At 37.0% G+C, this 13,996-nt stretch carries 8 protein-coding genes, 1 tRNA gene and 1 pseudogene; 8 read left to right on the plus strand and 2 right to left on the minus strand.

Features of this window, described 5'->3' with window-relative positions:
* Positions 1-26 precede the first annotated feature (26 nt).
* Both cysD and ACUNWD_RS10200 read right to left on the minus strand, forming a co-directional pair.
* Positions 27-935, minus strand: coding sequence for a sulfate adenylyltransferase subunit CysD (gene cysD, locus ACUNWD_RS10195; protein WP_445587701.1), 909 nt, complete (start codon positions 933-935; stop codon positions 27-29).
* A 108-nt stretch (positions 936-1,043) separates the two neighbouring features.
* Positions 1,044-2,849 (minus strand): SLC13 family permease, encoded by a 1,806-nt coding sequence (locus ACUNWD_RS10200; RefSeq protein ID WP_445587702.1) that lies wholly within the window; start codon positions 2,847-2,849, stop codon positions 1,044-1,046.
* Between the two features lie 304 nt (positions 2,850-3,153).
* On the opposite strand from ACUNWD_RS10200, the gene ACUNWD_RS10205 reads away from it, so the two are divergent.
* The 8 genes and pseudogenes from ACUNWD_RS10205 to ACUNWD_RS10240 all read left to right on the plus strand — a co-directional run bounded on the left by ACUNWD_RS10205 (position 3,154) and on the right by ACUNWD_RS10240 (position 13,973).
* Positions 3,154-3,229: transfer RNA gene (locus tag ACUNWD_RS10205), tRNA-Lys, on the plus strand.
* 235 nt (positions 3,230-3,464) lie between these two features.
* On the plus strand, positions 3,465-3,665 hold the full coding sequence (locus tag ACUNWD_RS10210) for an ISAon1 family transposase N-terminal region protein (protein WP_445587789.1): 201 nt from the start codon (positions 3,465-3,467) through the stop codon (positions 3,663-3,665).
* A 210-nt stretch (positions 3,666-3,875) separates the two neighbouring features.
* Positions 3,876-4,724: pseudogene (locus ACUNWD_RS10215) on the plus strand (ISAon1 family transposase).
* Positions 4,725-5,022: 298 nt separating this feature from the next.
* Entirely contained in the window at positions 5,023-5,628 is a 606-nt protein-coding gene (locus ACUNWD_RS10220; protein WP_445587703.1) for an RNA polymerase sigma factor, read from the plus strand.
* 145 nt (positions 5,629-5,773) lie between these two features.
* The gene (locus tag ACUNWD_RS10225; protein WP_445587704.1) at positions 5,774-6,727 is read left to right on the plus strand and encodes a FecR family protein; all 954 of its coding nucleotides are present in this window, start codon (positions 5,774-5,776) and stop codon (positions 6,725-6,727) included.
* Positions 6,728-6,831: 104 nt separating this feature from the next.
* On the plus strand, positions 6,832-10,227 hold the full coding sequence (locus ACUNWD_RS10230; RefSeq protein WP_445587705.1) for a TonB-dependent receptor: 3,396 nt from the start codon (positions 6,832-6,834) through the stop codon (positions 10,225-10,227).
* A gap of 25 nt (positions 10,228-10,252) precedes the next feature.
* A complete protein-coding gene (locus ACUNWD_RS10235) occupies positions 10,253-12,139 on the plus strand; it encodes a RagB/SusD family nutrient uptake outer membrane protein (protein WP_445587706.1) in 1,887 nt (628 codons plus the stop codon).
* A 199-nt stretch (positions 12,140-12,338) separates the two neighbouring features.
* Positions 12,339-13,973, plus strand: coding sequence for a GH35 family beta-galactosidase (locus tag ACUNWD_RS10240; RefSeq protein WP_445587707.1), 1,635 nt, complete (start codon positions 12,339-12,341; stop codon positions 13,971-13,973).
* Positions 13,974-13,996 lie beyond the last annotated feature (23 nt).

Consider the following 13,996-nt stretch of genomic DNA (forward strand, 5'->3'; position numbering starts at 1 on the left):
TAAATTGAAAGCCTTAATTTGTTGGACTAAAAATATCCTTCTCGTTTCTTTTGTTCCATACTGGCTTCCTGATCAAAGTCAATGACTCGGGTTGTACGTTCAGAAACAGTTACTGTCATCATTTCTTCCACGATTTTCTCAATGGTGTCAGCCTCCGAATCAATTGCACCAGTAAGTGGGTAGCAACCTAATGTGCGAAAACGAACTTTGCGCATCTTTGCTTTTTCTGCCAATTCTTTAGGCATACGCTCATCGTCAACCATAATTAAGTTTCCATCGACATCAACAACAGGACGTTCCTTTGAATAATAAAGAGGAACAATTGGTATATTTTCTAATCTGATGTATTGCCAAATATCTAATTCTGTCCAGTTTGAAATAGGGAATACACGAATAGATTCACCCTTATGTACTTTGGCATTAAAAATGTCCCAAAGTTCAGGACGTTGATTTTTTGGATCCCATTGGTGAAATTTGTCACGAAAAGAGAAAATTCGTTCTTTGGCTCTGGATTTTTCTTCATCTCTTCGAGCACCGCCAAAAGCCGCATCAAATTTATATTTATTCAGCCCCTCAAGAAGTGCTTGAGTTTTCATAACGTCGGTATGAACTTTACTACCATGAGAAAAAGGACCTACTCCCGATTCGAAACCTTCCTTGTTGTAATGAACGATGAGATCCCAACCTTTTTCCTTGGCATAATTATCTCTGAATTCGACCATTTCTTTGAATTTCCATTTCGAGTCAATGTGCATCAATGGAAATGGTACTTTCCCCGGGTAAAAGGCTTTTTCAGCCAATCTTACCATAACAGAAGAATCTTTTCCAATAGAATACAACATGACTGGATTTTCAAACTCAGCAGCCACTTCTCGAATAATTTGAATGGCTTCAGCCTCCAATTCTCGTAAATGAGTCAGATTATATTGATTCATGATATTGAATTTTCAATGCAGAATTTAAGCACCCTTGTAAAAAATATTTGGATGCAAAAATAGTTTATTCTGGCAAAATCCCGTAGGTATTAATTCTTATTCTTAAAATTAAAACGGCCAGATTAGTGGAATGAGGATGACAGATATGATGAAAGCCAGTATGTTAAGAGGCAATCCGGCCTTTGTGTAATCACTAAATTTATAATTTCCAAGCCCTTGAACTAATAGGTTGGTTTGATATCCAATAGGTGTCGCAAAACTGGCTGACGCAGCAATACAAATCGCTATGAAAAATGGTTTTGGATCAACACCCATCTGGTTTGCAGCGGAATACGCAATTGGAAATATCAACGCTGCAGCTGCATTATTGGTTATTATTTCGGTGAAAATAGTTGTTATTAAATAAATGGTGATTAATACACCAATAGGGCCAAAGGATTTAGAAAAATTGATAGCAGTAGTCGCAATACTGTCAGCAGCGCCTGAGTTTTGCAAAGCTTTACTTAAACCAAAAGCACAGGCAATTGTAATTAGAACATCCCATGAAATCGCTTTAGTATACTTTCTGTTCGGCAGGATATTTATCCAAGTCATTAAAACAGCTACAATTGAAGCAAAATAGAACATGTCCAATTGGTTGCCTCCAACTTCTGGCAGGTAACGTCCAAAAGTGGCTCCAATTATCATTAACAAAACCAATAAAAGTGCGAACAGACGTTGCCCACGGTAGCGTGGTGGTGGAATTTCTCCAATGAATGAGGTTAAGTAAAATATTTTTGATTCTCCCCAGTTTTTGATGAAATTTTCGTTGGTTAAAAGCATGATACTATCGCCAGCTTTCATTCTAATTGAGCCAACGTTTGTAGAAATTGTTTCTCCATTTCGATGAACAGCAAGAACTTCTGCCTGGTAGTGGTTTAAAAAGTCAAATTCGTCAATTGTTTGATTTATACCAGGGAAGCGAGGGGCTATTACTGCTTCAATTTGTTTGATGTCGGTACTTTTATAAAACTTTCCAAAACCTTTCAATGCTTTAAATTCGAGTTTTCTGCGATTGATTAAATTTTCGAGGTTTTCACTTTTTACCGCAATAACAAGTTTGTCATCATTTTCGAGATTGAAACGACCTTTGCGAGTATCAATAATATCACCATTTCTTTCTATTGAAATCACAATTACATCCTTTAGCTGATGTGTTCTGCCGTTTACAATTTCTACTTCTGCCAATGAACTGTTTGGTGGAAGCGTCGCATCGAGAAAATATTCTTTATAATCTTGTCTGTTTCGTTTATTGTTATTCTTTTTTCGAGGTAAGAGTTTATGGCCAATAAACATCAGATATACAAAGCCAGCTAATGCAATCCAAATTCCAACTTTTCCTAACTCAAACATGTAAAGTCCCTGCAACCCATTTTCAAGCATGAGACCGTGAACAACCAAATTTGTTGATGTGCCAATAAGCGTGCAAATTCCACCCAGTATTGTAGCGTAGGAGAGAGGAATTAAAAATTTCTGTGGAGAAAGATTCATCTTTTCAGCCCAATTGCGAACCATCGGAGCAAAAATGATCACCACGGGAGTATTATTTAGAAATGCTGAAATTACCGATACCGGAATTAAAATCTTTGCCAGTATTATAGGCATTTTCCCTCTTCTTTTTGGTAGAAATGCTCTGGCAACTATATTCAAAGCCCCGGTCTGTCGAACACCTTCACTGACCAAAAACAGAACAGCAACGGTTAACATTCCCTTATTCGAAAAACCGGCAAGACTTTCTTGCGTATTAATAACACCAGAAGCCATTAAAACAACTAATGCAGAGAATAGGAGCATTCCTGGTCGCATCCAATCGTTGACTAAAGCAACGATCATTAAAACGATAACTCCAATAACAAAGTAACCTTCAAAAGTCATTTAGCTAGGTTTTAAGAGCAAAAATAGTTTTTCTAAATTAAAAATACATGGAATGAAATACTTATTTCATGTCCCTATTATTTTATAGCAAACTGATAATATGGGTGTGCAAATTATAAATTTTAAGCGAATGAATTAGATTTTCTGCTTCCAATAAAGTTTCAACCTTTTAGGTGAAATTTAATGCTGTTAATTTTGAGTGCGTTAGGAGAAAATTAAGGGATTTTGTTATTTTTTGTTTTGATGTTTAGGTTTAAAAACATATTTTTGCAGCGCCTTTAACCAAAAAGGCAAGTATGAGGATGACTCAGTAGCTCAGCTGGTAGAGCACATCCCTTTTAAGGATGGGGTCCTGGGTTCGAGCCCCAGCTGAGTCACCAAATCGGAAAACAATCCGAATTTAGAGCGCATAAATCATTGATTTATGCGCTTTTTCATTTTTTGTAAGTATTAAATGTGCACCAAAACGGATCAATTTAAATTGTTGGGGGAATAGAAAAAATATATGAGTTTTGTGGTTTCAAACAAGTAGAAATAAAACCTGACCAGACAGAACTTCACATAGAGCTCCTTAAACTGTTATTACCACCCGAGATGTTTGATTAATTTGATATAATAAACGTATTCTCTTCTTTACAGCGGATTGATGTTTTTCTTGATGAGAAATACAATAAACCGGAAAAACATAAAGCTGAGAAGCTGATTTCAAAAGGTTTTCATCAGGCTATAATCATTCAAGACTTTCCAATACGGGAAAGGATGGTATATCTAGATGTACGTTGCAGGCGATGGATATCGAAAGTACAGGCGAAATAATAAGCAGTGAACTGGATACAGTTGAAAAAGGGATGCGTTACACCAAAGGTTTCGCGGCTTTCTTTTAAGAGTTATTTGGACAACTACCCAGTTAGCAGCAAAAGCCTGGAAAAACATTACCATATCAATGGTGATCATTTCAGCCAGCAGTACAAGGAACATTTGAGTGATTACCATCAGTGGGACCAGAAAGACCATGCAGATACCTGGATGCTATTTCCATCGAATTTAGGGCCACGGTTAAGTACTGACGAAACCTCTTTATCAAACGGGGAACTTTACACAATCCTTACTAATAAGGCAGCTAAAGGTCAAAAAGGGGTACTGGTTGCCATGGTCAAAGGGACCAAATCAGAAACCGTTATCGACGTATTGTTGCAGATTCCAAAGAAGTTGTGGGATAAGGTAGAAGAAATTACACTAGACATGGCAGGTTCTATGAATCAAATTGTAAATCGTTGTTTTGGTAAAGCAACAAAGGTCATTGACCGTTTTCATGTACAGAAGCTGGCGTATGATGCCCTGCAGTAGATGCGCATCAAGCACCGGTGGGATGCTATCAATGAAGAAACCAACGCCATTGATAATGCCCGCTGGGAAAAGAAAGAGTATGTGCCCTCGCGCTTTGAAAACGGCGACATAAAAAAACAACTCCTTGCCCGTAGCAGGTACCTGCTTTTCAAATCCCCAAACAATTGGTCTGATAACCAAAAAGTAAGGGCAAAAATCCTGTTCGCACAATATCCTGATATGAAACAAGCCTTTAGCCATACTCATTCACTTCGGATGATTTTCTTCCATACAAAAGATAAAGGTGTGGTATTTACCAGGTTGGCAAGGTGGTATAATGATGTAACACAAGCTGGATTTAAATCATTCAATACAATCTCTACAACTATTTATACCCACTACAAAGAGATATTGAACTTCTTTGAAAATAGAAGCACCAATGCTTCTGCGGAATCTTTCAATGCTAAAATAAAAGCTTTCGGGGCTTCATTGAGAGGCGTGAGTGATATTACTTTCTTCTTATATCGAGTAGCAAAAATTTATTCTTGAAAAATATCTATCCACCACAATTATGAACTGATCCCGTTTTAGGTTTGACATGCATCTTGGGGTAGCGTTTTTAGGTGTACATATGTAATTCATTATTTTACTTCTAGAATAATTTTTGTTGATCATTTATATGTTTAAATGATGATTGTAAATCTCTTTTTTACTGAATGAAATAAAGATATGGGAGTAATGGTTTTAAATAAAAATTTCTGGGAAAATTGAGAATATCTATTACTTTTGGTGCTGCGATTAATCAAAACTTACTAAGTAAATTAATACTAACTAATTTTCTACAAACTTGAATTTAGGGGTTGAAGATACAGATAGTAGTTTAGTTGCTTCACTTCAAAAAGGGAATAAACGAGCTTTCAAAATACTCTTTGATAAATATGGGCAGCGTCTATATCAATTCTCATTAAAATACCTGAGAGATAAGGAAGATGCCGAAGATTTATTGAATGAAGTTTTTTTAAAAATATGGGAAAATAGGCTTTCTTTAAAGACAAATACATCGTTTCAAGCTTACTTATTCACCATTGCCTATAATAACATCCGCCAGCGATTTCTTAAGAAAAGTAGGGAAGAAAAGTATATTCAAATCTTTGCTACTGAGTATCTTTTTGATTCATCAAAAGGAGAAGACCAACTAGATTATCAGCTTTTCTTAAAAAAGCTCAGCAGTATTGTTGAGTTGTTGCCCAGCCGAAGGAAAGAAATATTCATCCTAAGTTACAAAGAAGAACTAGGAAACTCAGAGATAGCAGAAAAACTTGATTTAAGTGTCCAATTCGTCAAAAATCAATTATCCATTGCTCGAAAGTTTGTTGCAGCTAAAGTGAAAGAAGACAGTGATTTAGCTGGTGAATTATTGTTTTATTTGTTTCTTCGACAGAGCTCGTTGTAAATTTTTTCAAAAAAAATATATTTTAGAGAGGTACGTTTTGGAGGTCAGTTGATATTACTTATTAAATGACTCCAAAATAATGGGTATATACAGAAATCATATCGATAAAGTCTTTGGTCAAAAATTTAGTTTGCTTGACCAAAAGATGCTAGAAAAATATTTTCAAGATAAAGAGTTGAATGAGGGAACAAAGCGTGTTTTGAGAGACCAATGGGAGAAGTTTGAAAGTAATCCATCCGAACACACTAATTTAGACCACGTATTTTATAGACTCTATTATGGAATAAATTCGGGAAAAGATCAGCATTCGAGAAGAAAAACCTTGTACTGGAAAATTTCCCAAATTGCAGCAATCTTAATTATTGGTGTTTTATTTGCCGCGAGTTTGTATTTCTATAAAAGCGGATCAGTTGCCAACAGTACCCAAAAAGTTGAGTTTATATCGCATGGTGGTTTTCGAAACCAATTTAAACTTCCAGACGGAACAACCGGATGGCTTGGATATAGTTCTACACTAAAATATCATATTGACAGTAATAATCAACGTGTTGTTGATTTGGATGGACTTGCATATTTTGATGTGGCACATCAACAGAAATCCCCTTTTATTGTAAAAACTCCAACTGAATTAGATATTGAGGTTCTGGGGACAAAATTCAATGTTTCTTCATATTCCGAGGAAAAATCATGCGAAATTATATTGGAACAAGGAAGTGTCAGTCTTAATTTGAAAGATCAGGAGGTAGGTAAAATGATTCCAAATGATCGTGTAACCTACCAAGTAGGCTATAGTTCAGTAGAAAAATCAAGAGTTGAAGTTGATGATTATGTTGCATGGACATATGGAAAATTGGTGCTGAATGATGTGTCTCTTGAAGAAGCATGTAAAAAGCTAAGTCGATTTTATAATGTCGAGTTTGATTTGCAAACAGAAAATTCTAATAAACAAAAAATAAGATTATTACTTGAAGATGAAACTCTCGAAGATGCCCTAAATCTTCTCACAATGATTTCGTCTGTAACCTACCAAATTGAAGATAGAAAGATGCTTGATAATAAGAGTTACTCAAAAAAGAGAATAATTATAAAAAATGAATAGCCTATGATCTAAAAAAATCTATTAAAAAGCGGGAAAGCACTGCAATGCGATCCCGCAAATCAGTAAAGTCGAATGGAATTTTAACATTACTAATCCTCAAATTTATGAAAAAAAATCACAAGTTGAGAGCATTGTCTTACGATGCTTTTAAAAAAACATTTTTGGTTATGCGAATTGTTCTTTTCATATCCTTATTATGTATTATGCAATCTTTTGCGCTGGATTCATATACACAAAGTTCGAAAATTTCACTTTCAGTAAGTGAGATGAAACTTGAAGATATAATTGTGCAGATAGAAAGCGAAACAATGTATCGTTTTGCTTATAACAAAAATGAAATTGATGTTGACGAAAACTATTCCGTTGACATTAATAGAGCAGATATTAAAGAAGTTTTAAATCAGCTTTTTACGGATAAAGAAATAGATTTCAAAATTCTGGACCGGCAAATTGTGTTGTCGTCTACTAAAAGCACATTGATTTTTCAACAACAAAAATCAATATCAGGACAGGTTACTGATGCAGACGGCGCAGCTTTGCCTGGTGTGACTGTCGTAGTAAAAGGTACAACACAGGGAGTAATTACAGATTTCGATGGAAATTATTCTATCCAAAATATTCCGGAAGATGCTATTTTGCAATTCTCGTTTGTCGGAATGAAAACTCAGGAGATTTCTGTTGGCAATCAATCAGTAATAAATATTGTACTTCAGGAAGAAACTATCGGGTTAGATGAAGTGGTGGCAGTTGGTTATGGTGTACAAAAAAGAGCAAACGTTGTTGGTGCAGTAACATCAATTTCTGGTGAAAGTATCCATTCAATTCCTGCGGCAAATGTTACAAATGCACTTTCAGGTCGTTTACCTGGTGCTGTAATTATGCAGAATAGTGGTGAGCCAGGCCAGCAATCAGCCAGGATTTTAGTTCGCGGACGAACTTCATTAGGTGATAATACAAGTCCGCTTGTTGTTATTGACGGAATTCCCGGAAGGCAATTAGATGAGGTTGACCCAATGGATGTTGAAAGCGTATCTGTTTTGAAAGATGCATCTGCAGCCATTTATGGTTCTTCTGCAGCCAATGGTGTTATCTTAATTACTACAAAGAAGGGTAGTGAAAGTAAACCTCGTTTGAATTATCAGTTTTATCAGGGCTTTATGCAACCAACCATTATTCCTGAAACAACAGATTCTTATGAGTATGCAACCATGTTGAATGAATATGAGGTTCAAAATGGAAAAACAAGAACATTTAGTGATCGGGATATTGAATTGTATAAAAGTGGAGAAGATCCATGGGAACATCCAAATTCTGATTGGTATGGAGATTTGATTCGTGATTGGACAACTACAAGTAGACATGCTATATCATTTGATGGTGGTTATAAAAAAATGACCTATTACGTTTCTTTGGGTATTAAAAATGACGAATCAATTTACCAACAGGCATCTACAAAATATACACAATACAATGTGCGTACTAAAATTGATTTACCTATTACAGATTGGTTGAAGACAGGTTTTGCATTTGCCGGTTTTCAGGTTGAGAAAAGATACCCAATGCGGGGAGCTGGTGATATTGTAGGACAATCTACACGCCTCTTACCAACTCAATGGTCTTTCTGGCCTAATGGCAAACCTGGTCCAGATATTGAATATGGTGATAACCCGGTTGTGACTTCTACATTGGAAACAGGTTCGAGCGAAACATCAACCTACCGGGCACAAAATACTTTTACAGTATCCATTACTCCTCCATTTCTCAAAGGGTTGGCGATAAATGCTTTCTATAACTATGATGTAGACAACACCTTTATTGATCGTTTTAAAAAGCCATGGATTCTTTATTTCCCAAATTGGGAAGAAGCAACCAGAGATGCTTCGACCGGTTTCATTACAGATATGCCGCTTACCCCAACACCAAGAGGTATTTCTTCTCCGGAATTGGAAAATGAATATAGACGTGACATTAAACGGACATCGAATGTGAACTTCACTTATGAAAATACATTCGGTGATCATTCGATTTCATTATATGGCGGTTACGAACAGTATTGGACCAATTACAATGAATTTTCGGCACTACGTAAATATTACATTACGGACGTTGTAAGAACGCTGGATGCTGGTGCTGATCTTGAAAAGACAAATGAAGGAAATAGTTCTTTATATGCTAGAAAGTCCGTAATTGGACGTTTAAATTACTCATATAAGGAAAAATATCTGGCGGAGATTCTTTTTAGACGCGATGGTTCATTAAAATTTCCAAAGGATGGACGTTGGGGTAATTTCCCTGGATTAATGCTTGGTTGGCGAGCTTCTGAAGAAGATTTTTGGAAAAACAACTTACCTTTCATTAACTACTTTAAATTAAGGGTATCCTATGGATCCTTGGGTAGCGATCCGGTATCAATGTGGCAATACATTAATAAATACCAATTGGAAAATGGATTGGTAATGGGGGATCCAAAGATTCGTGAAACATCAGTCGTTCAACAAGGAGTTGCTAACCCATTTATAACATGGGAGAAACAGACCACTCGAAATTTAGGTTTTGATTCACAATTGTTAGATAATAAATTTCATCTGAATCTTGATGTCTTTTATAACAAACGATCAGATATCTTAGCTCCAAGGGACGCTTCAGTTCCTGCATTTACGGGTATTGCTCTTCCAGATGAGAATATTGCAGAAGTGGACAACCGTGGATTTGAAGTTGAACTCGGTTACCATAATACCTTCGCAAATGAATTAAGATTGGACGTAACGGGTAATTTGAACTGGAACCATAATGAAGTTGTATTTATGGATGAACCAGCTCGAAATGTACCATGGCAGGAGCGCACAGGTCATCCATATGGAGCTCTGTTGAGGTATAATGCCATTGGTGTATTTGCAGATCAGGCTGCAGTTGATGCATATCCTCATTGGGATGGTGCCCAGCCGGGAGATGTGATTTTTGAAGATGTAAGTGGAGATGGAACAATAGACAGCGATGATAAAATTCTTCTAGATTACTCTGATGCACCAGAAACTACATTTGCATTAAACCTATCACTTTCTTATAAAAATTTCTCATTAGTGACTCTTATTCAAGGTCAGGGAAAATATTATCGTTTTCATACACCAGATGATAGACGTGGTGCGGGAGGAAATTATTTCCAATGGAACTTTGATAACAGATGGACTCCTGAAAATACAGATACTAATATCGGACGTGCATGGGATCGTATGAACTTTTATTGGGCTGCTGGACAAAATAATAGTACTTATTGGTATTTCAACATGGCTTATGCCAGATTAAAAAATGTTGTTCTTACTTATGATATTCCGAGTAGAGTTTATCAAAAATTAGGTATATCTAAAGCTAGTGTTTCCTTGTCTGCAAATAATGCTGCTTTGTTATGGTCAGCTCAAAGACACTTTGATCCTGAACTTGGGGATCCTACAAGATATCCTCTTATGAGAACCTTTGCAGTTGGTGCAAATATTACGTTTTAATTACGAAACTTAAAAAGAATATAACATGAAAAAGATATATTATTTTATAATGACTGTCGGGGTGTTTTTCTTTGCTGCGACCTCATGTACCGATGTTCTCGACCAAAAACCTCTGGATTCATTTAACGAAGAATCAGTCTTTTCTGATTTGGTTCTTACGAAAGCCTATTTGGCCAACTGCTATGAAAAAATGGGCGGTGATGCAACAGGAGTTTTAGGTTTCAACAGGAAATCTCTTGGATGTATGACTGATCAGTTATACAGTACCAATAACCAAGGCGACATGCCGTTCACTCGCAGTTTGCTAAGTCCTGACCACCAGGGATATTTTGATAATAGTTATTTTGGTGTAACCAGATGGACTAAATTGTATCCATCGATCAAAAACGTAAATGTTTTCCTGGAAAATATAGATATTGTACCTGCTGAATTAGCATCTGAACAAGCTTTGGTTCAGCGAATGAAAGGGGAAGCCTATTTTATCAGGGCATTTAGTTATTCCCAGCTTTTACGTTGTTATGGTGGTGTAATTTTATTAGATAAGCCATTTACCCTGGATCAGGATTTCTTGTCCGTTCATCGATCATCGCTGGCGGAAACAAGAGACTTTATTTTGGCAGACCTAGATATGGCAATTTCTCTTTTGCCTAAAAAAGGTGATGACATGTATGAGCAAGGACGTGCCTCTCAAGGTGCAGCTGCGGCATTGAAATCAAGGGTTTTAACTTTTTGTGCCAGTAAATTATGTAATGGTGGTTATGAAGCCTCAAATCCATTGGTATCTTTTACTGAAGGAACTCGTGAAAGCCGTTTGCAGGCAGCAAGGGATGCGGCTAAAGCACTTCTGGACGGAACCTATGGTTCGTATGCATTAACAGGAACAACTGACGATCCTCCTGCTGTAATGACAGAAGAGATTATTCAAGAATATGCAGACAATTATGAGTCCTTGTTCTTACAAACAGGGGAATGGGATGAAGAGTCAATTTGGGGCTTGGAATATACCGATGAACCAGGTGTTGGACATCAGTGGAATAGAGATGCAGGTCCTAACGGATGGCACTGTTGGGGAGCTTTAGTTCCAACTGAAGATGGAGTAAGAAAATTTGAAATGGCCGATGGATCCAAATTTGTTTGGGATGCCTATGATCCGGGAGCTGGTGAAGTGGCTCGTGCATTTACTGCTGAAGAATTGGCTGCTGATCCTGCGAAAAGTCCGTATGGAATGCGTGAACCTCGTTTTTATGCCTGTGTGTTGTATCATGGTGCTGTTTTTCAACCTCGTCCAAGTGAGTTTGCAGAAGATGATCCAATTGGTAAAGTGGAAACAGGTCATTTCTATAACAATGACGGTACAGTTAGAAGATATGGGTTGGATACCAGACAAACTGATGTTGAGAGTTGGAATGGAACAAAAACTGGTTACTATGTGAGAAAATGGTTGGATCCGGATGTTGTAGGACAATATTTCTGGAATCAGAATGCATACATAGAATTCCGTTTTGCTGAAGTATTATTGGACTATGCCGAAGCTTGTATTGAACTAGGTGGTTCAGATCTTCAAAATGGTATCAATGCGCTGAATATGGTTCGGAACCGTGCAGGATTACCTGACCGTGTTACTTCTGATCAGGTTCAGGCCAGGGAATGGCTACAACACGAGAGAAGTATGGAGTATTATTCAGAACAAACGCACTGGTACGATATTCGTCGTTGGATGACTGTTCCTGAAAATATGGTAGATGTTCGTCATATGGAAATTAAGGAATATGACAATGGAGATATGGAATGGAAACTTAACATGAACACTACTGAAGATACCAGGACTTTTGTCGAAAAGAACTATTGGTTGCCAATCATTAGGTCTGAAATGAATAAAGCTCCGCAGTTGGAGCAAAATCCAAATTATTAATAATATATAAGTTTTGAGTTTTAGCGCCAGCAAATTGGTTGGCGCTAAAACTCTCAAATTGATCATAGTTTAGAAATGGGTGCTGCTTTTTGGAGAATAACAAAAGTATAATCTCAATATGCAAGTGTGGAATTTTTAAACAACAATTAAACTGTTCATTTACACAGAAATATACCTAATTTAACTAAATCTCAAATTAATGATGAAATTTAATAATCGTACTTATTCTATCGTTTTTGCGCTCGTTTTGTTTTTAGTGGTTTTTGGCTCGAATTGTTATAGCCAATCAACAATACCTCATCTAAAGAAAAGCGGGGATGCGATTCAACTAATTGTTGATGATCAACCATACTTAGTTCTTGGTGGCGAACTTCACAATTCGACTTCCTCTAACCTTGAATATATGGAGCCCAGATTAAAGATGTTTACTGATAATCATTTGAATACAGTACTTGCATCTGTTTGCTGGGATTTGGTTGAACCAGTTGAGGGGCAGTATGATTTTAGCTTAGTGGATGGGCTTATCAATGCTGCGAGACGTAATAATTTACGGGTAAGTATTTTATGGTTTGCCAGCTGGAAGAATGGAGTTTCTTCCTATGTGCCTTTATGGGTGAAAACAAATACTGAACGTTTCCCACGGGCAAAAAACAAAGATGGAAGGAGTCTTGACATTATTTCAACTTTTAGCGACGAATGCCGGGATGCAGATGCACGTGCCTTTGCAGCACTTATGAAACATATTCGTGAGATTGATGGAGAGGAACAGACCGTGATTATGGTTCAGGTGCAAAATGAAGTCGGTGTTTTAGGTGATTCACGAGACCGGAATGATATGGCCAATGAAGCATTTAATCAGGCAGTACCTAAAGATTTCATTAATTACCTTAAAAAGAATAAAGAAAAGTTAGTGCCCGGTTTTCTGAAGAAGTGGGAAGCTAAAGGTTGCAAAACTTCAGGTAATTGGGAGGAGATATTTGGTTCAAGCCAATCAACGGATGAGATTTTTATGGCCTGGAACTATGCCAAATATGTGAATAAAGTTACTGAAGCAGGTAAAGCAGAATATCCGCTGCCAATGTTTGTCAATGTTTGGTTGGCAGACTGGCGTCCAAGCGCTGAGATGACTCCTGGTGTTTATCCAAGTGGCGGGCCATTACCTTATATGATGGATGTTTGGAATGCAGGTGCTCCTGCAATTGATATTTTAGCACCTGATATATACAGCAACTTTGTAGAGCGTTGTGACTTGTATCATCGTTTTAATAATCCGTTGTTAATTCCGGAGATGGTTCGAACTGACCATACGATTGGTGCAATTTTCTATGCTCTTGGGCGACATGACGCAATTGGTTTTTCACCATTTGGAATGGAAAGTTTACCTGAGTTTACAGAGAAAATAGGTGAAGCATACCAGTTTATTTCCACTATTTCTCCTATTATTTTGGAGAACCAGGGAAAGGGAGTCACTGGAGGAGCCTTTCTCAGCAAAGATCATCCTAAGGAATCACTAATCGTAGGTGACTATAAAATTAATTTAAGTATTGCTCGTCACTATTCATTTCCAACGCCTGAATATCCATCTGGTATTTTTATTCAGGTTGGACCTGATGAATACCTGATAGGAGGGCGAGGCTTAAATGTTCAATTTAAACCGATTACTGAAGGGGACTATAATGTTGGTGTTGCCAGTGTTGAAGATGGGGAATATAAAGATGGACGTTGGGTTGCCGGACGAATACTAAATGGAGACGAGATTCTTTCTGGTCGCGGTGTACGCTTACGTGGAGATTATTACATGACAACTCTCGTTAAACTCTATAGATATAAGTAAATAATTTAATCAATATAAAGTAC

The organism is Sunxiuqinia sp. A32 (assembly GCF_052690465.1).